Annotated in this window: 21 protein-coding genes; 13 read left to right on the top strand and 8 right to left on the bottom strand. The window is 61.1% G+C overall.

What is annotated here, in order from left to right; translation table 11 throughout:
- The coding region (locus tag ROS217_RS19530; protein ID WP_040651780.1) for an endonuclease/exonuclease/phosphatase family protein at nt 1-382 on the top strand (382 nt) is incomplete at its 5' end.
- A gap of 37 nt (nt 383-419) precedes the next feature.
- Nucleotides 420-794 carry a hypothetical protein gene (locus tag ROS217_RS19525; protein ID WP_009819534.1) on the top strand — a complete coding sequence of 125 codons (375 nt, stop codon included), beginning with the start codon at nt 420-422 and terminating at the stop codon, nt 792-794.
- A 30-nt stretch (nt 795-824) separates the two neighbouring features.
- On the opposite strand, the gene ROS217_RS19520 is transcribed toward ROS217_RS19525, so the two are convergent.
- The 7 genes from ROS217_RS19520 to ROS217_RS19490 form a co-directional block, all read right to left on the bottom strand.
- On the bottom strand, nt 825-2,366 hold the full coding sequence (locus ROS217_RS19520) for a Ppx/GppA family phosphatase (RefSeq protein WP_009819533.1): 1,542 nt from the start codon (nt 2,364-2,366) through the stop codon (nt 825-827).
- A gap of 50 nt (nt 2,367-2,416) precedes the next feature.
- Nucleotides 2,417-4,591 carry an RNA degradosome polyphosphate kinase gene (locus ROS217_RS19515; protein ID WP_009819532.1) on the bottom strand — a complete coding sequence of 725 codons (2,175 nt, stop codon included), beginning with the start codon at nt 4,589-4,591 and terminating at the stop codon, nt 2,417-2,419.
- Between the two features lie 52 nt (nt 4,592-4,643).
- Nucleotides 4,644-5,318 carry an HdaA/DnaA family protein gene (locus ROS217_RS19510; protein WP_009819531.1) on the bottom strand — a complete coding sequence of 225 codons (675 nt, stop codon included), beginning with the start codon at nt 5,316-5,318 and terminating at the stop codon, nt 4,644-4,646.
- A complete protein-coding gene (locus tag ROS217_RS19505) occupies nt 5,315-6,382 on the bottom strand; it encodes an AI-2E family transporter (protein WP_040650788.1) in 1,068 nt (355 codons plus the stop codon). Before ROS217_RS19505 ends, ROS217_RS19510 begins: the two co-directional genes overlap by 4 nt.
- A 156-nt stretch (nt 6,383-6,538) precedes the next feature.
- Entirely contained in the window at nt 6,539-6,745 is a 207-nt protein-coding gene (locus ROS217_RS19500) for a cold-shock protein (protein ID WP_040650786.1), read from the bottom strand.
- A 234-nt stretch (nt 6,746-6,979) separates the two neighbouring features.
- Nucleotides 6,980-7,546 (bottom strand): L,D-transpeptidase, encoded by a 567-nt coding sequence (locus tag ROS217_RS19495; RefSeq protein ID WP_009819528.1) that lies wholly within the window; start codon nt 7,544-7,546, stop codon nt 6,980-6,982.
- Between the two features lie 340 nt (nt 7,547-7,886).
- Complete coding sequence (locus ROS217_RS19490) at nt 7,887-9,107, bottom strand: multidrug effflux MFS transporter (RefSeq protein ID WP_009819527.1); 1,221 nt, start codon at nt 9,105-9,107, stop codon at nt 7,887-7,889.
- 179 nt (nt 9,108-9,286) lie between these two features.
- Between ROS217_RS19490 and ROS217_RS19485 the strand changes: the two genes are divergently transcribed.
- The 9 genes from ROS217_RS19485 (at nt 9,287) to ROS217_RS19450 (ending at nt 16,636) form a co-directional block, all read left to right on the top strand.
- On the top strand, nt 9,287-10,819 hold the full coding sequence (locus ROS217_RS19485) for an acyl-CoA carboxylase subunit beta (protein ID WP_009819526.1): 1,533 nt from the start codon (nt 9,287-9,289) through the stop codon (nt 10,817-10,819).
- Nucleotides 10,820-10,891: 72 nt separating this feature from the next.
- Nucleotides 10,892-11,227 (top strand): hypothetical protein, encoded by a 336-nt coding sequence (locus ROS217_RS19480; protein WP_009819525.1) that lies wholly within the window; start codon nt 10,892-10,894, stop codon nt 11,225-11,227.
- On the top strand, nt 11,224-11,637 hold the full coding sequence (locus ROS217_RS19475; RefSeq protein WP_009819524.1) for a DUF6497 family protein: 414 nt from the start codon (nt 11,224-11,226) through the stop codon (nt 11,635-11,637). The genes ROS217_RS19480 and ROS217_RS19475 overlap by 4 nt, the downstream gene beginning before the upstream one ends.
- A gap of 223 nt (nt 11,638-11,860) precedes the next feature.
- The gene (locus ROS217_RS24455) at nt 11,861-11,998 is read left to right on the top strand and encodes a hypothetical protein (protein ID WP_009819523.1); all 138 of its coding nucleotides are present in this window, start codon (nt 11,861-11,863) and stop codon (nt 11,996-11,998) included.
- Between the two features lie 90 nt (nt 11,999-12,088).
- Complete coding sequence (locus tag ROS217_RS19470) at nt 12,089-12,433, top strand: hypothetical protein (protein ID WP_009819522.1); 345 nt, start codon at nt 12,089-12,091, stop codon at nt 12,431-12,433.
- A 400-nt stretch (nt 12,434-12,833) separates the two neighbouring features.
- Nucleotides 12,834-13,064 carry a hypothetical protein gene (locus ROS217_RS19465; RefSeq protein WP_009819521.1) on the top strand — a complete coding sequence of 77 codons (231 nt, stop codon included), beginning with the start codon at nt 12,834-12,836 and terminating at the stop codon, nt 13,062-13,064.
- Between the two features lie 161 nt (nt 13,065-13,225).
- Nucleotides 13,226-15,226: an acetyl-CoA carboxylase biotin carboxylase subunit gene (locus tag ROS217_RS19460; protein WP_040650783.1), complete on the top strand. Its 2,001-nt coding sequence runs from the start codon at nt 13,226-13,228 to the stop codon at nt 15,224-15,226.
- A 4-nt stretch (nt 15,227-15,230) separates the two neighbouring features.
- Entirely contained in the window at nt 15,231-16,013 is a 783-nt protein-coding gene (locus tag ROS217_RS19455; protein WP_009819518.1) for a hypothetical protein, read from the top strand.
- 5 nt (nt 16,014-16,018) lie between these two features.
- Nucleotides 16,019-16,636 (top strand): hypothetical protein, encoded by a 618-nt coding sequence (locus ROS217_RS19450; RefSeq protein ID WP_254656460.1) that lies wholly within the window; start codon nt 16,019-16,021, stop codon nt 16,634-16,636.
- Between the two features lie 13 nt (nt 16,637-16,649).
- Here the strand turns inward: ROS217_RS19450 and ROS217_RS19445 are convergent, their stop codons facing one another.
- Nucleotides 16,650-17,096: a DUF4174 domain-containing protein gene (locus ROS217_RS19445; RefSeq protein WP_040650781.1), complete on the bottom strand. Its 447-nt coding sequence runs from the start codon at nt 17,094-17,096 to the stop codon at nt 16,650-16,652.
- 169 nt (nt 17,097-17,265) lie between these two features.
- Here ROS217_RS19445 and ROS217_RS19440 point away from each other — a divergent pair, with 169 nt between their 5' ends.
- Together ROS217_RS19440 and scpA are read left to right on the top strand one after the other, a co-directional pair.
- Entirely contained in the window at nt 17,266-18,201 is a 936-nt protein-coding gene (locus tag ROS217_RS19440; RefSeq protein WP_009819515.1) for a hypothetical protein, read from the top strand.
- Nucleotides 18,173-20,302 (top strand): methylmalonyl-CoA mutase, encoded by a 2,130-nt coding sequence (scpA, locus tag ROS217_RS19435; protein WP_009819514.1) that lies wholly within the window; start codon nt 18,173-18,175, stop codon nt 20,300-20,302. The genes ROS217_RS19440 and scpA overlap by 29 nt, the downstream gene beginning before the upstream one ends.
- Nucleotides 20,303-20,380: the final 78 nt, after the last annotated feature.

The following is a 20,380-nucleotide window of genomic DNA, read 5'->3' as shown; positions in this document are numbered from 1 at the left end:
GTTGATCGTGCTGGGGGATCTGAATGACGGGCCCGGACTTGATGAATACGAGCATCTGTTTGGCCGCTCATCCCTCGAGATTATCACGGGCGAAGGGCAGGAGACCGCTCTGACACTCTTTGATCCGCATGCACATGGAGCATTAACCCAGCGGATCGGGGCTATTCACACCACAGCACGGTTCTACATCCGCGATAAAAAGCGCTACATGCAGGCCCTGCTGGATTATATCCTGATCTCACCGGATCTGATGGCGCGCCGACCTGTCTGGCGGATCTGGCATCCGTTCGACGATCCGGGGTGCTGGGACAATCGCGATCTCCGCGAGGCGCTTCTGGCGGCATCAGACCATTTTCCCGTCACACTGGATCTTGAGCTTTGATCTTAAAATCCTCATCAGACCTGCCTATATGAGTGGAATGAAACCATTTCGCCTGATCCGCACTGTCTTTCTGATTGCAGCGCTCAGCGCGGCCCCTCTGGCCGCTCAAGAGGCTGAAGATGAGGGGCGCTCTCTGATTGAAGAAGGCGCGCGGCTGTTTTTCGAGGGTCTCCAGCGAGAGATGGGGCCCGCTCTTGAGGGGCTGCGCGACAGGGCGCAAGAGATGGAGCCCGCCTTGCGTCAGTTTGTCGAGGAAATGGGGCCAGCGCTGCGCGACCTGATGGACGAGGTCGGCGATTTGAGCGCCTATCATGCCCCCGAGGTTCTACCCAATGGGGACATCATCCTGCGCCGCAAGACTCCGCAAGAGATAAAAGATGCCCCTCTGCCAGAAGGTGAAATCGAACTCTAAGCTGGTTTGGTCTGCTCAAGTTCCCTGTCACTACGGGGTCTTGATCACGACGCGGGCTGATAATGCTGCGGCCAACGACGCAAAGCGCGACTGAGCCACCTCGCCAAAGAGCGGGGCGGCCTCTGCCGAGAGGCGCAGTTCAAGCACCTTTTTCTGAGGAAACCAGCGCAATTCGCCCAAATGGGCATTGCGCTTGAGCCAGAGCATTGCGGTAAAGCGCATGGCCTTGCCGAGAACCTCTGCCTCGTGGCGGTCCTTGTCCGAAATCAGCCCGTCAAGATCGGCAAATCGACTGTTCTCGCGCTTGTTTGAATAGCGGTGCAACAGGGCGAGGCCCAGATAGACCCGCTCTGAATGTTTGAGGCCGCCCAGATTGGCGCGGGTGGCATTGTCGAAACAGACTTCGGCGCGGTAATCCGGATGTGCGCGCCAACTGACGTCATGCAAGAGGCATGCAGCTCGCATCAGGCGGCGGCGCTCTGGCTTGGCGGATTTGAAGAGCGGAAGAATGAAATGGTAGATGACTTTGCCAAATCCGGGCAGACGCGCATCCTTCTGCTCGGCAAAACGGCAGGCCTCTATCAATGGATCACGGTCGCGCAGCATTTGAGGCATCTGCTCATAAAGCAGGCCTTCGCGGATGCCATAGCTGGACACGGCGATGTCTCGTGGTTTGAAGGTTTTGATCAACTCGCCCAGAACCTCGACCGCTTGCGGGACAAGGTCTATCCGGGCCATCGACACGCCTGATTGCAGCCGGAGTGTTTCGGCATCCTGCTTTTCGATGTACTTGATCGTCGCGCGTACATCGGCGGGGCTCATGCGGTATTCGTGAAGGACATGTAGCGGATAATTGCGCCGCGCCATGTCAATTCGGGCGATCGCCCGCCAAGAGCCGCCGACCAGAAAGAGGCGGTTCTTTTGTTCACCAAGTTCGTCGCGCATGGCAGTCAAGGTTTGACGGATATAGGTCTTGCGCGCCTTCTTGCCGCCCTTGAGATCGCGAAGTTTCAGCGGACCAAGTGGCGAGGACACCCGCGCGCCGACCTTGCCGCCATTGATCTCGGCCAGTTCCATTGATGAACCGCCAATGTCACAGACAAGCCCATAAGACCCCGGCCAACCCAAGAGAACGCCTTGCGCCGATAGGCGCGCTTCTTCTCGGCCGTCGATGACCCAGAGCTTGAGACCGGTTTCGCGTTCAACCTCGGCGCAGAACTCTGCACTATCGCTGGCCTCGCGCACGGCGGCCGTGGCGACGGCCACAAGCGGGCCGGTGTCCATGCCGTCGGCCAACATTTGAAACCGCTTCAGCGCCTCCAGAGCGCGTTTGCGACCGGTCGGATTCAGTCGGCCACTTTCGGACATGCCCGCACCGAGGCCGCACATGATTTTTTCGTTGTAAAAGTATGCGGGGCTGCGCGCAGCGCCGTCAAAGACCACAAGGCGCACGGAGTTCGAGCCCACATCAACCACACCCACGCGGCTGAGCGCGCGCGCGGTGGGGCTATCGAACAGGGGACGGCCGAATGGGCCGCCGTCGGGTTCTGTTGGATCGTTGGTGCCGTCCATATCCGTCCCAGTCTTACGCGCCCCCTCTATGCGACACGGGCGCGCGCGGGTCAATCATCCGTATGGGTCAATTTAGGCACATCCGATGCGCCTGCCGAACCGCGACCAGAGAGCGACGGGTATTCCATGAAGAAGCGATGGCAGTTGAAGGCAAATGCTCCTTCGGGGACGGGCGTACGGGTAAAGCTGCCATCGGGTGCCATGACCCAACTCTGCGCAACATCGGCCATGTTGGCGGCCATGACCTGACTGACGATCTGTGCCTTGACGGTCTGGTTTTCGATTTCGACGAGGGTCTCGACGCGGCGGTTCAGATTTCGGCCCATCCAGTCGGCCGAGGAAATGAACACCCGCGCCCTTTTTGATGGCAGACCGAACCCATTGCCGAAACAGACGATGCGGGAATGCTCGAGAAAACGTCCAACAATGGATTTCACCCGGATATTGCTGGATAGGCCTTTGATTCCTGGACGCAATCCGCAGATGCCGCGCACCACGAGGTCGATCTTGACGCCTGCCTCTGACGCCGCATAGAGGGCGTCAATGATGTCGGGCTCGATCAGCGAGTTCATCTTGGCCCATATCGCCGCAGGTTTGCCGACCCTCGCATGCTCGGCCTCTCGGCCGATCAGTTCAAGCAGGCGAGGTTTAAGCGACTTGGGCGATATCGAAAGATTCTCCAGCCCCTCAGGTTCGGCATAGCCAGAGAGATAATTGAACACCTTTGTGGCATCGCGCCCAAGCTGCGTGTTGCAGGTAAAAAAGCTGAGGTCCGTGTAAATCCGGGCCGTGATCGGGTGGTAATTGCCCGTGCCATAATGCGTATACGTGACCAGATTCTCGCCCTCGCGCCGCACCACGGTCGAAATTTTGGCATGTGTCTTGAGGTCGATGAAACCATAAACCACATGCGCGCCCGCCCGTTCCAAGCGCCGAGATTGCCGGATATTGGCCGCTTCGTCGAACCGTGCCTTGAGTTCGACAAGGGCGGTGACGGATTTGCCATCCTCCGCCGCCTCGCAGAGCGCCTCGACGATGGGAGAATTGCGTGAGGTGCGATAGAGCGTCTGTTTGATCGCCACGACATCGGGATCGTGCGCGGCCTGCGTTAGAAACCGCACCACCATGTCAAAGGTCTCATAGGGGTGATGCAGCAGCATGTCCTTTTGCCGGATCGCCGCAAACATATCTCCGCCATGGTCCTGTACCCGTTCCGGCACGCGCGGAGTAAAGGGCGGCCAGAGTAGGTCAGGGCGGGCATCCAGCACCAGTTCCTTGAGGTCTGCTAGACCAATCATGCCCTCGACCTCGACCACCTCTTCGGGGATGACATGCAGTTCCTGCATGATCACGCGGCGCAGATCCTCTGGCGCATTGGCCGAGATCTTCATCCTCACCACCTCGCCGCGGCGCCGACGTTTCAGCGCCACCTCGAATTCGCGTACGAGGTCTTCGGCTTCTTCCTCGACCTCCAGATCGCTGTCGCGAAGCACGCGAAAAGCGCAATGGCTCTTGTACCGATAGCCCGGAAAGAGGCTGTGCAGATGCAACAAGAGCAACTCTTCCAGCGGCAGGAAGCGATAGGTGCCCTCGGGCGCGGGCAGCGGGATGAATCTCGCGATCTGTTGTGGGATCGGCAAGAGCGCCTGAAGTGGGCGTTTGTCCGCCTTGCGCTCAAGATGCAGGGCGAGACTATAGCCCAGATTGGGAATGAACGGAAAAGGATGCGCCGGGTCGATGGCCAGCGGTGAGAGCACTGGAAAAGCCTTGTTCAGAAAGACATCCGCAAGATAGGTCTTGTCGTCTTCGCCGAGTGAAGTGTGCTCGAGAATAGAGATGTTCTCGGCCTCCATCTCGCGGCGCAGGCTGTCATAGGTTTTCTGTTGCGAGTCCAAAAGCTTGCGGGCGTTCTCGTTGATCAGGACAAGCTGTTCGGCAGGGGTCAATCCATCGGCAGCGGGGGTGGTGTTGCCCGCTTGCGCCAGCTCTCTCAGGCCCGCGACGCGCACATTGTAGAACTCGTCCAGATTGGTCGCGGAAATCGACAGAAAGCGCAGCCGTTCAAGGAGCGGCACGCGTGGATTCTGTGCCTCTTCCAGCACACGCCAGTTAAAGCCAAGCCAGCTGAGTTCACGGTTATAGAACCGCCCCGGCCCGGTGAGGTCCAGATCAGGCAGTTCGACAGCTTCGGGCGCGGGGTGTTTCAGAAAATCTGATTGGGTCATGACGGGCTTATCGCGCTGATATGTAACGGATTGGTGACGCAGCGTGGCGCTATTACACCATTTTGTCCAGCACTTGCGCGGCGAATGCGCGGGTGATGGCGCGGCGCTCTGCGAGGGCTGCTGCATCGAGGGTCTCGACCACCTCTCGCACAGCGGCAAAGGAGCGGTCGATGCGGCGCGAGAGATAGGGGACAGTGTCTGGGCTCGGGGCAATCTGGCGGTCAGCAAAGAGTTTGGTCAACACAGCGGCGAGCAAAGCGTCATCGGGCGCGCGCAATTGGGTCACAAGCGTACCCTGCATGCGGCTCATCAGGTCGGGCAGCCTGAGTGGCCAGAGGTGCGGGGGGCGCTCTGCCGTGAGAAGGATCGTATGGCCTTCCGCGAGGCTAAGATTGTGCAGATGAAAGAGTGCCTCTTCTGCGGCGCGATTGCCTGCTGTCTGCTCTGCATCTTCAATCGCGAGAGGACTGAGCGCAAGAGCGGGAATATCAGCATCGGCGAGATCAGCGGCAGCAATGATACGCGCGCCGGAAAGAGCCGCCCAAACATGTGCAAGATGGGTTTTCCCGGAACCGGTGGGCCCCGCGAGGATCAGCTTGCGTGAAGGCCATGTCTCCCAGGAGTCGATCATGGCCACTGCTTCGGCATTGGCCGGCGAGACGAAAAAATCCTCTCTCCCCAGTGCGGGCCGCACTGGCAAATCAAAGCTGAGTTGGTGGGGCGTCATTCGCGGTCAACGCTTTCGATGCCGCGATAAAGCCGGCTGTCGCGGTATTGGTCGATCGCAAAGCGGGCGATAACCCCAAGCGCTGCGGCCACGGGCACCGCGACCAGCATACCGACAAAGCCGAAAAGTGCACCGAATGCAGAGAGTGCGAAAATGAGCCAGACCGGATGAAGGCCCACTGAGGAGCCGACCAGCTTGGGCGTCAAAAAATTGCCCTCAATGATCTGTCCCGACACAAAGACTGCGGCTACGAGGCCGACGCTGACCCAATCGCCCCAGAACTGAAACAGGGCAAGTCCGACGGCGAGCACGCCGCCTACGATGGAACCGACGTAGGGGATGAAGGTAATCAGTCCGGCGATGGCGCCGACCACGAGGCCGAATTGCAAGCCGACCAGCATCAGGGCGACCGCATAATAGGTGCCAAGGATCAGGCAGACCGTGCCCATGCCGCGGATGAAGCTGGCCAGCGTGTTGTCGATTTGGCGTGCGAGGCGGCGGATGACGGGGGCGTGGTCGCGTGGCAGGAGGCGGTCGATTTCAGCGACCATATTGTCCCAATCATAGAGAAGGTAGACTGAAACGACGGGAACAATGACAAGCAATATCAATATGTTAACCATTGATGCGGCCGAACTGAGCACTGTCTCGAGCAATTGGCCGCCGCGTTCGCGGATGGTCTCTCCCACGGACAGCAGCGTCTTGTTCAGTGCCGAATCCGCCTCGAAAAGAGAGGGGAAATGCGTGGTGAGAAAGCGATGGAGATCATTGGCAAGTTCCGGTGCTATGTTGAACAAGGCAACGGCCTGATTGACCAAGGAGGGAATCACCAAAAGTGCAATGATAACAAAGGCCAAGATGGCCAGAAGCGTGATCACCCCTACCGACGTGGCGCGACTGAGACCCAGACGTTCCAGCCGGTCGGCTACCGGATCAAGGAAATAAGCGATTGCGCCGCCAAGCACGAAGGGGAGGATCACATCACCCAAAAACCAAAGCAAAACAAAGGCTACGACGGCTGCCGCGCCCCAGTATTTCATCTGTTCCCTAACGGGGAGCGCCATTGTTCGCCTCCTGATACAGGCCCTATGTCATCGTTCGAGCGGGCGGTTTCAAGGGGAAAGGCAGGGTTCGGGAATATTTGCGCCCGATATATTATCGCGCCACAACAAGGCGCGATAAGTCTTTGATTTCAGGTAGCTTATCGCTTCGTCTCGCGCTCAGGCGAGGGAGATATTCGACGCTGATTCACGACCGTCGCGGCCGGATTCGATGTCGAAAGTCACTTTCTGGTCGTCGGCCAGACCGGTCAGGCCTGCGCGCTCAACGGCGGAAATGTGAACGAAAACGTCCTTGCCACCGCCATCGGGCGCAATGAAACCATAGCCCTTGGTGGCGTTGAACCATTTTACGGTGCCAGTAGCCATCGTACTGATATCCTTTTGTTTTTGCTGCCCGCGGGAGTGCGGCAGCCCGGCAAAGTCGTGCAAGATCGAGTGACTGAGCCGTAAAGGACAGATGGTCGATAGCGGTAACGTCGCACCAAGAAATATGGCCAGTTCCAAAATGAAAAGCAAGACCCCCGCATCTGACCCCCGTACGCTTGTGCGGTCAGACCGTACGTTCACGCGATCCCTGCCAGAGGAGCGGTCGCGCCCCGGTCAGAGAACGGTGACGACCGTCCCAATCGGCACACGCGCGTAGAGATCCTGAACGTGCTCGTTGATCATCCGGATGCAGCCGTTCGACACTGATTGCCCGATCGAGGAGGGCTGGGTTGTTCCGTGAATCCGGTAATAGGTATCGCGACCATTCTGGAAGAGATAGAGGGCGCGCGAGCCAAGCGGATTGTCAGAGCCGCCGGGCTGAACATAATCATTGTCCTTGAAGCGGCCATAAGTGCGGGGCTCACGTTCGATCATCTCGTCCGTCGGGCGCCAAGTGGGCCATTCTTTTTTGACAGAGATTGTGGCGGTGCCGGTAAATTCCAAGCCTGCCTTGCCGACGCCGACGCCGTACCGGCGGGCACGGCCCGGCGCGGTGACGAAATAGAGGAAATGCGCGCGCGGCAGCACGATCAGTTGACCGGGTTGATAGACGGGGTCAAAGGACACCTCTTGAGGGGCGAATTTCGGGTTGAGCTCAAAGGCACCGGCAAAATTCGGGGCGAGGGTTGCCGTGCCGAGGGTGGCAAGGCCGGTGGACATGAATGTGCGGCGATGAATCATCGGAACCTCCTGAAATGTCGACTCAGATATAAAGCCTGCGTTCGCGATTGAAAAAATCAAAAGCGGTTGATGCTCACGTTCCGAGCCAGACTGTGGCGATAGGGTCGCGTGTTCGGGTCAGATCGCAGCCCAATCGGTGAAGAGGGCGAGGACGGGGGGATGATGAAGAGGCGCGGAGGGGTCGCGCGGTTGAGTGTTCCGGTTTGACATGGTGGCCTCCTGTTGGTTGCACAGGTCACAGGTGGGGGCCTGATCGGACGGGGACCAGAGGCGATGAAGGATTTGTGATTGAGGTTGAAAGACTTGGCTCTTGGGCAAAAGGCGGAGTCCGTCGTGTATCCTAGCCTGCCAGACCCAGCCTGCGTTCGCGCCGGATCACGGCGAGGATGGTGACGATGGCGGCCAGTGCTGTTGTGAGCATGATCCACAGAAGCGCAAAGACCCCACTGCCGGGTGTGAGCAGCAGTCCCGCCAAGGCCGAGAGCCCTGCGCCGATGCCGATCATCAGCGCGCCCGACAGGCCACTGGCGGTGCCTGCAAGATCGGGGCGGATCGAGAGGGCGCCTGCGGTCGCATTCGGGATCACCATGCCATTGCCCAAGCCCATGAACATCATCAGCCCAAAGAACGTGAAGGCCGTGCCAAACCCGAGATAGAAGAGAAAGAGGTTGAGGGCGATACCAGCCGCGTTGAAGAATGTGCCCCAGAGCACCATGCGGTTGACGCCGACGCGCGTCGAGAACCGCCCCGACGCAAAATTGCCAAGGAAATAGCCAATCGCCGGGGCACCAAAGAGGATGCCGAGGGTCGAGGGCGGCAGGCCAAACACCTTGTCTCCCACAAAGGGTGCGCCCCCCAGATAGGCAAAGAATGCGCCGGACGACAGCCCTGCCGCCAGTGCATAGCCCCAGAACCGGCGCGAGGTCAGAAGGGCGGGATAGTCGCGGAATTGCTGCATCAGGGTGCGGCCCGACAGCGGCGCGGTTTCGCCCAGATCACGCCAACAGACCACAAAGAGCGCCGCGCCGAGAAGAAAGAGCGCCCAGAAATTCGCCTGCCAGCCAAAGGCCTCGTCCAACAGCCCACCAAAGGCCGGACCGATCATCGGAACCACCGCCATGCCCATGGTCACGTAGCCGATCATCGAAGCGGCGCGGTCCTGCGGGACCATATCGCGCACGATGGCACGGCTGAGAACCATGGCAACGACGACGCTGGCCTGCACCATGCGAAAGGTGAGGAAGACGGTGACGTTGGGCGCAAAGATGCAACCCAGAGTGGCGACGAGGAAGAGGCCGAGCCCCCAGAGAATCACCGGACGCCGCCCCCAACGGTCCGAAATTGGTCCCATCAGAAGTTGCAGCCCGGCATTGACCCCGAGGTAGAGCGCCACCGACAGTTGGATCAACCGGTATTCGGTGTTGAAATACGCGGTCATACCCGGCAGGCTGGGAAGAAAGATGTTCATCGCAAGCGCCGATAGTCCCGCAAGAAGGATCAGCGTTGAAATATGCGGTGGGGTGGTGCGGTTCAGATACCGGAGGGGCTGAGCGGTGGTCATCGCTTATGGCTAGGAGCGGCATCCGGTGAAGTCCATGCCGCGTGGGTCATTATTTGCAAGTTTACATATTTGCTGAATATGTTTTGCGAACATTTGCAAATTTGCCCGATTTTCCTTTGTCCGCGCGGCTCTAATCCCTATGCTGCGCGCATTATCGCAGGGATCGCTAGGGGAGTTCCATGAAAGACATCCTTCAGGAGTTGGAAAGCCGCCGCGCCGAGGCGCGCAAGGGCGGGGGTACGCGCCGGGTTGACGCGCAGCACGCCAAAGGCAAGCTGACGGCGCGCGAGCGGGTCGAATTGCTGCTCGATGAGGGCAGCTTTGAAGAGTTCGACATGTTCAAGGCGCATCGCTGCACCGATTTCGGGATGGAACAAGAGCGGCCCTATGGCGACGGGGTTGTGACCGGCTGGGGCACGATCAATGGCCGCATGGTCTATGTCTTTTCGCAGGATTTCACCGTGTTCGGCGGGTCTCTGTCGGAAACGCATGCCGAGAAGATCTGCAAGATCATGGATATGGCGATGCAGAACGGTGCGCCGGTCATCGGCATCAACGATTCGGGCGGCGCGCGCATTCAGGAGGGTGTGGCCAGTCTTGCCGGCTATGCCGAGGTGTTTCAGCGCAATATCATGGCGAGCGGGGTCATTCCGCAGATCAGCCTCATCATGGGGCCTTGTGCCGGGGGGGCGGTCTATAGCCCCGCGATGACAGATTTCATTTTCATGGTGCGCGACAGTTCTTATATGTTCGTGACCGGACCCGATGTGGTCAAGACGGTGACCAATGAGGTTGTCACCGCCGAGGAACTGGGCGGCGCGAGCACGCATACCCGCAAATCGAGCGTGGCAGATGGCGCGTTCGAGAATGATGTGGAGGCGCTGGCCGAGGTGCGACGGCTGGTGGATTTCCTGCCGCTGAACAACCGCGAGAAGCCGCCGGTGCGTCCCTTTTTTGACGAGCCGGGGCGGGTGGAGCAAAGCCTCGATACACTGATCCCCGACAATGCCAACACGCCCTATGACATGAAGGAATTGATCCTCAAGGTTGCGGATGAGGCGGATTTCTACGAGATTCAGGCGGAGTTCGCCAAGAATATCATCACCGGGTTCATCCGGTTGGAGGGGCAGACCGTCGGTGTTGTCGCCAATCAGCCGATGGTGTTGGCGGGATGTCTGGATATCGACAGCAGCCGCAAGGCGGCGCGCTTTGTACGGTTCTGCGACGCGTTCGAGATCCCGATCCTCACATTCGTCGATGTGCCGGGGTTCTTGCCGGGCACGGGGCAGGAATATGGCGGCGTGATCAAGCATGGCGCCAAGCTGCTCTTTGCCTATGGCGAGGCGACGGTGCCCAAGGTGACGGTGATCACCCGCAAGGCCTATGGTGGCGCCTATGACGTGATGGCCTCGAAGCATCTGCGCGGCGATTTCAACTATGCCTGGCCCACGGCCGAGATTGCGGTGATGGGGGCCAAGGGGGCGACAGAGATCATCCACCGCGCCGATCTGGGGGCGCCCGACAAGATCGCGACGCATACCAAGGATTACGAGGCGCGGTTTGCCAATCCGTTCGTGGCGGCGGAACGCGGCTTTATCGACGAGGTGATCCAGCCGCGCAGCACGCGGATGCGGGTGAGCCGGGCGTTTGCCAGCCTGCGCAACAAGAAGCTGAGCAACCCTTGGAAAAAGCACGATAATATTCCGCTGTGAGGAGTAAGGATTGGGGGCCTGCCCCCAAACCCCCGGAGTATTTTCGGAACCGTGATGCGCAAGAGAGGCAGGATGGGCAGGGACCGCTGGCATGTGATCGAGGAGGAGGGCGCGCTGACGCTGGCGCGGCGGGTGCCTGTGCGCTTTGATCTGGCGGTGGAGACGGTGTTGCCCGGCGTCACCGGGCGGCGGCGGTTGGCGCATCTGGTGCGACAGGATCTGTGGCGGGCGTTGCAATCGCTGCGCGGCTACGCCCCGGTGGTGCAGGTGACACGCCGGGCGGACGTGATGCAGGTGCGGGCCGGAGGGGCTGTGGCGGGACGGTTCGATCGCGCCAAATGCGAGGCCCTGATCGCAGTCGTGTTGGAGGATGCGGACAATCGCGCGCGCTGGATGAGGCGCGCATGATGAGACGGGTGGGACGGGCTGTGGCGCTGAGCGCCGGGCTGGCTCTCGCCCAAGGGGCGGCAGCGCAGGAGGAGGCGCTGCCGCTACCCTCGGGTCTTGTGGCGCGGATACAGGAAGTGCTGACGGATCGACCCGGCGTGGGCCTCACCTATCGGTTCCGGTTTGTGGCGGAAGGATTCGAGGGCGTGTCCGAGGAAGAGGCGGAATTGGAAACGGTGCTGGCCGATCTGATCTGGCTGTGCGAGAGCTACGCGCTGCCGCGATTGGCAAATACTGGGCCAACGCCCGCTCAGGTTGTGATTTCGCTGGCGGATCGACCGTCGGAATTCGGGGTTTTCGACCCCACTGTCATTCAGGTCTTTGAGGCCTACAGGCCGCAGGATGGAGCCTGCATCTGGGAGATGTTCTAATGCAAACGCAAAATGTTGCGCCGCGAAATCAAGACCTTGGAGCAACTGAGGCTTTGGGGACACAGGCGCACGGGATTGGTGAAGACAGATGTTCAAATCCAAAAAATTCCGATAAGCTGAATCGAGGTTGCACCCAAGCGACCTTTACCTCGCCCCTAAGGCGGGCAGGGACATGGTGTCCTTGCGCGTCTTTTCATGAAGATACGAGAGACAGGAGATATACATGTCGAAGAGCGTTAAGAGCATTCTCGCAATCGGCCTCGTTGCCTTTGTTGCAGCATGTGCCCAGCAGGCCGAAGAAGAGTTTGTTGTGGTCGAGCCGATCACCACAGAGCCCGTTTCGACCGGCAAGTACAAGTAAGCCCATTGGGCTAGGTACGGGACGGACCGGTTGGGCCGTCCCGTCCACCAAACTTTCCGCGCAACGCCCCGGTGATTCGGAGGGCGTAACATGCTGAAGCATCGCGGTTTTCCCGGTCGTTTGCCGGGCACGGATTTCCAATTCACCATTCGCCGCGCCAATCCCAAAGGGGCCAGCCCTCTGCTTCCTCGTGAGCGGTTTCGCGACCGTAGGCCCGCCGACAAGCGGGCGGATGTCGGATTCCTGCGCGCCATCTGGGAGTGTTTTGGCGCAGAGCCCTTTGAGCGGGGCAATCTGGATGCCGGGCGGTTGAGCTGGCTTTTGGGGCGCGAGGTGAAGCCTGCCGAGGAGCCCTTTGATCCCACGAGTTATGAGGCACTGCTGGTGCTTGATCTCGATGTGGCGCGATCGTCCTTTCCCGAGGTGTTCGAGTGAGAATGGGAGGGGGTGACCCAGTTTTTGGTGGCGCTTTGGGCGGCATTTTGCCTACAGGTTGTGTAAACGGGCAAAGGTCTGCCGACGCCGGTCTGTTGCGCAGCTCGTGCTTGGCGCATCGGCGCGTTGCTGGCAGATTAAGCCAAGTGGCGGGAGTCCTTTCCCCAGAGGTTGCGACCTTGCGTCGGTCCCGCCGCCCTTCCCCTTGTGGGCGATCCTATGCGGGCGTGCATGGATCGCCCACATTTTCGATCCGCGCAGATGAGGAGTCATCACTTGGTGCGGGTGGGCGGGCATTCGCCGATGCAGGCGGCCGCAGGCGCAATCGCTTTGACGCGGCCCTGTTCGCAGCGTTTTATGCCCGCGATATCCTATGCATCACCAAAGGAGAACGCCACACATGCAGAATATCCGATTGCACCCGATCCGACGGGGCATTGCCCCCATTTTGGCCGTCCTTGCCCTTGGCACGCTTGTCGCCTGCGGTGACACGGTTCCCGAACAGGCGCTGTTGGGGGGCGGTGCCGGCGCTCTTACAGGGGCGGCTGTCGGGGGCAGCGTTATCACAGGGGCCGCAGTCGGCGCTGCGGGCAATGTGGTCTATTGCCAAGCCTATCCCGGCCGGTGCTGACACTCTGATCCACAAGGCGGACGCAGGCGATTTGCCTGCCCGCCGCAAGATTTCAAACCGAACCATCGGTGCGCCCTGCGCCGGTGGTTTTTTTGTTGTGCCAAGAGAGATCCGGCGCGCCGCCTGAGGGGCTGCCGCGTAACGTGAGGAAGGGACGGAAGATGTTCAAGAAGATATTGATCGCCAACCGGGGCGAGATTGCCTGTCGCGTGATCAAGACCGCGCGCAAGATGGGCATCGCCACGGTGGCGATCTATTCGGATGCGGATCGCAATGCGCTGCATGTGCGCATGGCCGATGAGGCGGTGCATATCGGACCGGCCCCTGCGTCTGAGAGCTATATCGTCATCGACAAGGTGATGGCTGCGGTCAAGGCCACAGGGGCCGAGGCCGTGCATCCCGGCTATGGATTTCTGAGCGAGAATCCCAAGTTTGCACAGGCGCTGGAGGCGGCGGGTGTGGCCTTTGTCGGGCCTCCCGTTAAGGCTATTGAGGCGATGGGGGACAAGATCACCTCGAAGAAGATCGCGCAGGAGGCGGGCGTGAGCACTGTGCCCGGCTATATGGGTCTGATCGCCGATGCCGAAGAGGCGGTGACGATCTCGAACCAGATCGGTTATCCGGTGATGATCAAGGCCTCTGCCGGAGGTGGAGGCAAGGGGATGCGGATCGCCTGGACGGACGAGGAGGCGCGCGAGGGGTTTCAAAGCTCCAAGAACGAGGCGGCGAGTTCCTTTGGGGATGACCGGATATTCATCGAGAAATTCGTCACGCAGCCGCGCCATATCGAGATTCAAGTGCTGTGCGATACCCATGGCAACGGCATCTATCTGGGCGAGCGGGAATGCAGCATTCAGCGCCGCAACCAGAAGGTGATCGAAGAGGCGCCGAGCCCGTTTCTGGATGAGGCCACGCGCAAGGCGATGGGCGAGCAAGCCGTGGCGCTGGCGCAGGCGGTGGGCTATGCGAGTGCCGGTACGGTCGAATTCATCGTCGATGGCGAGAAGAATTTCTTCTTCCTTGAAATGAACACGCGGTTGCAGGTGGAGCATCCGGTGACGGAGCTGATCACCGGTGTCGATCTGGTCGAGCAGATGATCCGGGTGGCCAATGGTGAGGCGCTGAGCATCGCGCAGGCGGATGTGACGCTGAAGGGCTGGGCGATGGAGAGCCGCCTCTATGCCGAGGATCCCTATCGCGGGTTCCTGCCGTCGATTGGCCGTCTGACCCGCTATCGCCCGCCCGAGGAACTGGCGATGGACGGCGCGGTGGTGCGCAATGACACCGGCGTCTTTGAGGGTGGCGAGATCAGCATGTATTACGATCCGATGATCGCCAAGCTCTGCACCTGGGGGCATACCCGCGCCGAGGCGATTGAGGGGATGCGCGTGGCGCTGGACAGCTTTGAAGTTGAGGGGATTGGCCATAACCTGCCGTTCCTGAGCGCGGTGATGGATCACCCGCGCTTTGTCAGTGGTGAGATCACCACGGCGTTCATTGCCGAGGAATATCCCGAAGGCTTTACCGGCGTGACCCTGCCGGAAGAGGCGCTGCGCGCGATTGCCGCGAGCACAGCGGCGATGCACCGGGTGGCGGAAATCCGGCGCACGCGGGTGTCGGGGCGGATGGACAATCACGAGCGCCATGTCGGCGAGGACTGGGTTGTGAGCCTTCAGGGCAAGAGCTTTGGCGTGGTGGTGGCCGCCGACCGTGAGGGGGCGACTGTGCGCTTTGAGGATGGTGACACGCTGCGGGTCACGAGCGACTGGACGCCGGGGGATCAATTGGCGCGGCTTGATGTGGATGGCCGGACCTTGGTGCTCAAGGTGGGCAAGATCAGCGGCGGGTTCCGTATCCGCACGCGGGGCGCTGATCTCAAGGTGCATGTGCGCACGCCGCGTCAGGCGGAACTGGCCGCGTTAATGCCCGAGAAACTGCCGCCTGATACATCCAAGCTGCTGCTCTGCCCGATGCCGGGGTTGATCGTGAAGGTCAATGTCGCGCCGGGCGACGAGGTGCAGGAGGGGCAGGCGCTCTGCACCGTGGAGGCGATGAAGATGGAAAACATCCTGCGCGCCGAACGCAAGGGCGTGGTGACAAAGGTCAATGCCGGACCGGGCGACAGCCTTGCGGTTGATGATGTGATCATGGAGTTCGAATGAGGGGATGATTGAGCTTGCCCTGAATAACCTGCTGTTGCTGGGGGCTTGCGCCGTCGGCATTCTGCTGGTCGCCTTCTTCGTGATGGAGGAGGCGCCGGTGGCGCGGCGGGTGTTCGGGCAATTCATGTTTGTGATTGCCTTGCCGCTCTTGGTGTTGGTGGTGACGCCCTTGCTGCTCTTGGCCACTTGGCTGGGGGTGAGCGTGCCGATCATGCAGGCCTTGATCGCGGGGCTGGTGATCGCGGGTGGCTGGCTTACGGGGGCAATCTTTAACGAGTTGGGCAAGGCCAAGGCCAAGGCCGAGCGGTTGCGCGATTTCCACAAGGCGATTTATGCCGAGATTGGCAATGCTCTGGCGGCGTTGTGGGACAGCGGCAGGGCGCAAGACTATGCAAGACAGACCATAGACCGGATGCAGCGTGAGCCGGATTACATCCCGTTCATTCCGCGGGAGCATCACGATCACATTTTCGATGCGATCACCACGCAGATTGATGTTCTGCCCCGGCAGACGATTGACGCAGTTGTGGCCTATTACAGTCTGGTCAAGGGAATCGCGAACCTTGCCGATGACATGCGGGGAGATCGGTTTCAAAGCCTGTCTCAGGACCGGCGCATTCTGCTGTATTCAGATTATCTGGAGATGCGGCGCCAAGCCTTTGATACCGGGCAATTCGCGCTCAAACTGATCAAGGCCTATGCCGCCGATGGGGCATCTGCGGCGGAGCGTCTGCTGATCAATAGCCGGGACGCGGACCTGTCCGCCCGGTCACAGGGATCGGAGTGAAGGGAATGTCAGGATCTTTTTCCATTGGTTCCGTGTCCTCGATTGAACCTGCGCAGGGCACCATGCTCTGCCCGTTGAATATAGGGTGGCTGGTCGGCTTTCGCAAGCGATGTGGCCGTGTCGGGCGCACGGGCCTTGGGTTCGGCTTGGCGGGACTGGTGGGGCTGTCCGCCTGCGCGCGGGACGCAGAGGCGGCGCAGCGGGGGCGGTTGGCGGCGTGGTTTGCCTTGGGCGAGACTGTGGAATTCACGGCGATGATGCACTGTGCCGTCGGTCTCTACCGGGTGGCCGACGGGCGGATCAAGGCGGCGATGCCGGTGGCAGGCTCTGCGCCTGAGATGGCGCGGGTGCTGGGCGCGCGGGGGCGCGCGGCATGGGGCGCGCCGGGGCAGGCCCCCGATGCCGCGATGACCGCAATGGCCAATGTCGACAGACCCACCGGCATGGCCATGCGGCGAGCGGGGCTTGAGGCGCGGGCCTGTATGGGTGAGGTGAGCGAGAGCGCGTTTCATCATTTGCTGGGCACGCCCGGCGTGGTTCTGGCCTGGGAGGCGGAGACCGGCGCGCTGATGCTGATGGACCCCGGCACCGGGCTCTTGATCGTGGCGATGGGAGAGGGCTGATGGGGCGCGGGGATCAGCTGTCGCCGGGGCGCTCGCGCAGTTCCTGTTGGCGCATCGGCAGCTTGTCGATGGTGCGGATGATCTCGCGCACATGCCAAGGCGCGGGCTTGCGCAGATATATGACGCCATCCTTGCCGATGAGCACAAGGCCAAACCCGCGCGGGCGTAGTGTCTTGCGCAGGTCCGAGCGGGCGTCGGGATCCGTATCGGTGATCACCACCACATCGAGGGCTGTGAGCACATCGAGCCGGTCGCTGATATACCCCATCTGTTCGACATATCGCGGATCGGCGGGGGTATCGGCAAAGATCACGAGCGGTCTTTTGAGCCAGAGGAAATCATTCAAATTGATCGCATCGGCCGTGAGGATTGAGGCGGATGCGGGGGCTGTACCACTGTCCTGCGCAAAACCGGTAGTGGCGATAAATGCCGCTAAAACAAGGGATAAGATGGGTTTCATGGGCTCTCCTGCTGGCACAGATATAGGCCGGTTGGTGGCGTTTGCGAAGGGCGAATGCCGCAGCCGCGTGAATTTTTCAGGGTTAAGCGCATGGTCAGGAATTGGTCGCAGGATCGGAGGCAAGAGTTTCCGGCCGCGGATTGCGGCGATTCGAAAGGTCAGACCTGACATGGAGATCATCCTGCATCTGGGGGCGCATCGCACCGCCTCGACATCGTTTCAGCATTACATGCGGGCCAATGCGGCCGAGTTGGCCGCGCAGGGCCTTGGCTATTGGGGCCCGGAGGTGACGCGCGACGGGGTGCTGAGCGGGGTCATTCCGATAGCCGGAGCGATGAGCGCCACCGCGCAGTTGGACCGTGCGCGTGGGCGCATCGCGCTGCGGCTGGCCGAGGCGCGGGCGCAGGGGCTGAACCGCGTGCTGGTGAGCGACGAGAACATGATCGGCGCGGCGCGGCGCAACCTGCGGCGCGGCCGGCTCTATCCGGGCATAGGCGACCGGATGGCGCGGTTTGCGCATGCATTCGATGGGCGCATCACCCGCGTGGCCCTGTCGGTGCGGGGACAAGACAGTTGGTGGGCCTCGGCATTGGCCTATGGCGTGGGGCGTGGTCATGCTGTGCCGGAGGTCGATGATCTGGACCGCTTGGTGACGGTCAACCGCCATTGGCGCGAGGTGATCGGCGATCTGGCCTGTGCGCTGCCCGGTGTCGATCTGGTGGTGCTGCCGCATGAGGCACATGCCGGGCGGCCCGAGGATCGTTTGCGCGCCATGACCGGAATAGAGGCGTTGCCGCGCAAGGCGTCACGGCTCTGGCTCAACCGCGCGCCCGATCTGGCGGCTTTGCGCCGCGCTGTGGCGGCGCGGGGCGGAGATGTGACGCAATTGCCCGAGGGCGAGGGGCGCTGGCAGCCCTTTGACCGGGATCAGAGATTGGCCCTGCAAGAGGCCTATGCCGACGATCTGTTCTGGCTTGCCGCCGGGGCGGAGGGTCTGGCGCGACTATGTGAGGAAACCGGACCGGATGAGGCGGGGAGACACCTGCCCTCTGGCCAGAATGCAAGAGGACATCAGAATGGCTTTGAAGAAAGACGATTGGCGTAAGCTGGCGGCGGCGGAACTCAAGGGACGGCCGCTCGAAGATCTGACCTGGAAGACGCTGGAGGGCATTCCCGTCGCGCCGCTCTATACCGCCGAGGATGTGGCGGAGCTGCCGCATATGGGGGGCATTCCGGGGGCAGCGCCGTTCACACGCGGGGTCAAGGCCACGATGTATGCCGGGCGTCCCTGGACGATCCGGCAATATGCCGGATTCTCCACGGCGGAGGAGTCGAACGCCTTTTACCGCCGCAATCTGGCGGCGGGGCAGCAGGGGGTGTCGGTCGCCTTTGATCTGGCCACGCATCGCGGCTATGACAGCGATCATGCGCGCGTCGAGGGTGATGTCGGCAAAGCCGGGGTGGCGATTGACAGCGTCGAGGATATGAAAATCCTCTTTGATGGCATCCCGCTCGATAAGGTCAGCGTCAGCATGACGATGAACGGTGCGGTGATCCCGGTTCTGGCCAGTTTCATTGTCGCGGGCGAAGAGCAGGGGCATGACAAGAGCCTGCTGTCGGGCACCATTCAGAATGACATTCTGAAAGAATTCATGGTGCGCAACACCTATATCTATCCACCCAAACCGTCGATGCGGATCGTGTCGGATATCATCGCCTATACCGCCGAACATATGCCGAAGTTCAACTCGATCTCGATCTCCGGCTATCACATGCAGGAGGCGGGCGCGAACCTTGTGCAGGAGCTTGCCTATACGCTGGCGGATGGGCGCGAATATGTGCGTGCCGCGATTGAGGCGGGGATGGATGTCGACAGTTTCGCGCCGCGTCTGTCGTTCTTCTTTGCCATCGGGATGAATTTCTTCATGGAGGCGGCCAAGTTGCGGGCGGCGCGGCTCTTGTGGCACCGGATCATGACCGAGTTCGGCGCGACGCGCGAGACCTCCAAGATGCTGCGCACCCATTGTCAGACCAGTGGCGTGAGTTTGCAGGAGCAGGACCCCTATAACAATGTCATTCGCACCGCCTATGAGGCGATGAGCGCGGTTCTGGGCGGCACGCAATCGCTGCATACCAATGCGCTGGATGAGGCGATTGCCCTGCCCACGGATTTCTCGGCGCGGATCGCGCGCAACACGCAGTTGATCCTGCAGGAGGAAACCGGGGTGACCAAGGTGGTCGATCCGCTGGCGGGGTCGTATTACGTCGAGAAGCTGACGCATGATCTGGCGGAGAAGGCCTGGGCGCTGATCGAGGAGGTCGAGGACATGGGCGGCATGACCCGCGCGGTCGAGAGCGGCATGCCCAAATTGCGGATCGAGGAGACGGCGGCGACCCGGCAGGCGATGATCGACCGGGGTGACGAGGTGATCGTCGGCGTGAACAAGTATCGCAAGGACAAGGAAGACCCGATCGACATTCTCGACATCGACAATGACAAGGTACGGGAGTCTCAGATCGCGCGGTTGGAGCGTATTCGGGCGAGCCGGGACGAGGCCGCCTGTCAGGCCGCGCTCGACGAATTGACGCGCCGCGCGCGCGCGGGGGGCAATCTGCTTGACGCGGCGGTGGATGCCGCGCGGGCGCGCGCCACTGTGGGAGAGATCAGCATGGCACTGGAAAAGGAATTCGGGCGGCACCGCGCCGAGGTCAAGACGCTGGCCGGGGTGTATGGCGCGGCCTATGAGGGCGATGCGGGCTTTGCCGCCATTCAGAAATCGGTGGAGGATTTCGCCGAGGTAGAGGGGCGGCGGCCGCGCATGCTGGTCGTCAAAATGGGGCAGGACGGGCATGACCGGGGGGCCAAGGTGATTGCCACGGCCTTTGCCGATATCGGGTTTGACGTCGATGTCGGCCCCTTGTTCCAAACGCCCGAGGAGGCGGCGCAGGATGCCATAGACAATGACGTGCATGTCGTGGGGATCAGTTCTCAGGCGGCAGGGCACAAGACACTGGCCCCCAAACTGATCGAGGCGCTGAGGGCGCGCGATGCGGGCGATATTATCGTGATCTGCGGCGGCGTCATTCCGCAGCAGGACTATGCCTTTTTGCAAAAAGCGGGGGTCAAGGCGATCTTTGGGCCGGGCACGAATATTCCCGAGGCGGCCAAGGACATTCTGCGGCTCATTCGCGAGGCGCGTGGATAGGGTGTAAGGGGGGCGGTGGGGGCGTTTGCTGACGCTGACCCCAAGCGATGAGCCGCGTGGTGCCCGACCGCCGCGCGG

The sequence above is a fragment of the Roseovarius sp. 217 genome, from assembly GCF_000152845.1.
Taxonomy (GTDB): Bacteria; Pseudomonadota; Alphaproteobacteria; order Rhodobacterales; family Rhodobacteraceae; genus Roseovarius.
Note: the sequence above shows the minus strand (reverse complement) of the source record. Positions and strands in the feature narration are given on the sequence as shown.

Bases quoted from the DNA above. Each gene is read 5' to 3' on its own strand.
- ROS217_RS19505 (WP_040650788.1), bottom strand. From the start codon at position 6,382: ATGGCGCTCCCCGTTAGGGAACAGATGAAATACTGGGGCGCGGCAGCC.
- ROS217_RS19485 (WP_009819526.1), top strand. From the start codon at position 9,287: ATGAAAGACATCCTTCAGGAGTTGGAAAGCCGCCGCGCCGAGGCGCGC.
- ROS217_RS19475 (WP_009819524.1), top strand. From the start codon at position 11,224: ATGATGAGACGGGTGGGACGGGCTGTGGCGCTGAGCGCCGGGCTGGCT.
- ROS217_RS19455 (WP_009819518.1), top strand. From the start codon at position 15,231: ATGATTGAGCTTGCCCTGAATAACCTGCTGTTGCTGGGGGCTTGCGCC.
- ROS217_RS19490 (WP_009819527.1), bottom strand. From the start codon at position 9,107: ATGACCACCGCTCAGCCCCTCCGGTATCTGAACCGCACCACCCCACCG.
- ROS217_RS19525 (WP_009819534.1), top strand. From the start codon at position 420: ATGAAACCATTTCGCCTGATCCGCACTGTCTTTCTGATTGCAGCGCTC.
- ROS217_RS19440 (WP_009819515.1), top strand. From the start codon at position 17,266: ATGGAGATCATCCTGCATCTGGGGGCGCATCGCACCGCCTCGACATCG.
- ROS217_RS19500 (WP_040650786.1), bottom strand. From the start codon at position 6,745: ATGGCTACTGGCACCGTAAAATGGTTCAACGCCACCAAGGGCTATGGT.
- ROS217_RS19520 (WP_009819533.1), bottom strand. From the start codon at position 2,366: ATGGACGGCACCAACGATCCAACAGAACCCGACGGCGGCCCATTCGGC.
- ROS217_RS24455 (WP_009819523.1), top strand. From the start codon at position 11,861: ATGTCGAAGAGCGTTAAGAGCATTCTCGCAATCGGCCTCGTTGCCTTT.
- ROS217_RS19495 (WP_009819528.1), bottom strand. From the start codon at position 7,546: ATGATTCATCGCCGCACATTCATGTCCACCGGCCTTGCCACCCTCGGC.
- ROS217_RS19510 (WP_009819531.1), bottom strand. From the start codon at position 5,318: ATGACGCCCCACCAACTCAGCTTTGATTTGCCAGTGCGGCCCGCACTG.
- ROS217_RS19450 (WP_254656460.1), top strand. From the start codon at position 16,019: ATGTCAGGATCTTTTTCCATTGGTTCCGTGTCCTCGATTGAACCTGCG.
- ROS217_RS19460 (WP_040650783.1), top strand. From the start codon at position 13,226: ATGTTCAAGAAGATATTGATCGCCAACCGGGGCGAGATTGCCTGTCGC.
- ROS217_RS19515 (WP_009819532.1), bottom strand. From the start codon at position 4,591: ATGACCCAATCAGATTTTCTGAAACACCCCGCGCCCGAAGCTGTCGAA.
- ROS217_RS19480 (WP_009819525.1), top strand. From the start codon at position 10,892: ATGGGCAGGGACCGCTGGCATGTGATCGAGGAGGAGGGCGCGCTGACG.
- ROS217_RS19445 (WP_040650781.1), bottom strand. From the start codon at position 17,096: ATGAAACCCATCTTATCCCTTGTTTTAGCGGCATTTATCGCCACTACC.
- ROS217_RS19470 (WP_009819522.1), top strand. From the start codon at position 12,089: ATGCTGAAGCATCGCGGTTTTCCCGGTCGTTTGCCGGGCACGGATTTC.
- ROS217_RS19465 (WP_009819521.1), top strand. From the start codon at position 12,834: ATGCAGAATATCCGATTGCACCCGATCCGACGGGGCATTGCCCCCATT.
- scpA (WP_009819514.1), top strand. From the start codon at position 18,173: ATGGCTTTGAAGAAAGACGATTGGCGTAAGCTGGCGGCGGCGGAACTC.